Source organism: Burkholderia sp. BKH01, assembly GCF_025685725.1.
Classification (GTDB): Bacteria; Pseudomonadota; Gammaproteobacteria; order Burkholderiales; family Burkholderiaceae; genus Burkholderia; species Burkholderia pyrrocinia_C.
In genome coordinates, this window is record NZ_JAOTQT010000065.1 from 1 (window position 1) to 470 (window position 470).

Consider the following 470-nt stretch of genomic DNA (forward strand, 5'->3'; position numbering starts at 1 on the left):
GTGTTGGCGTGCTCCAGCACGATCTGGTAGCCGCGTTCGCCATGGATCTCGTCGGACACGATGTGCAGGTCGAAGAACTCCACTTCCTCGTCGGTGAAGCCGTACTTCTCGCGCAGGGTCGGCGTCTGCTTGCGGTAGATGGAGGGCACCTGCGATTCCAGGCCCACCACCAGGCCGGCCACCGCGACGATCGGATCCTCGCGCATGGCAACGGCATAACACCAGCTTTGCAGCGCGCGCGTCGTGGGCGACATGTTGTCCGGATTGGTGACCCGTTCGCGGGTGGTGCCGCAGGCTTCGGCAAAGCGGATCAGCAGGTCGGTGTGGCGGTCGCCGCCAATCTCCTCTTCGTACATGTTTGCCAGCAGGAAATCCTTGGCCTCGGTATAGGTGTCCGGCGTACGGGCGTACAGGTAGCCCAGGTAGTCGGCAAAGGGGCCGACATAGTGATAGTGGTTCTCGGCCCAGCG

1 protein-coding gene is annotated in these 470 nt (G+C 63.2%); it reads right to left on the minus strand.

The genetic code is table 11. The annotated features are described in order from the left end of the window. The coding region (locus tag OEJ37_RS34825; protein WP_263349535.1) for a TenA family transcriptional regulator at positions 1-470 on the minus strand (470 nt) is incomplete at both ends.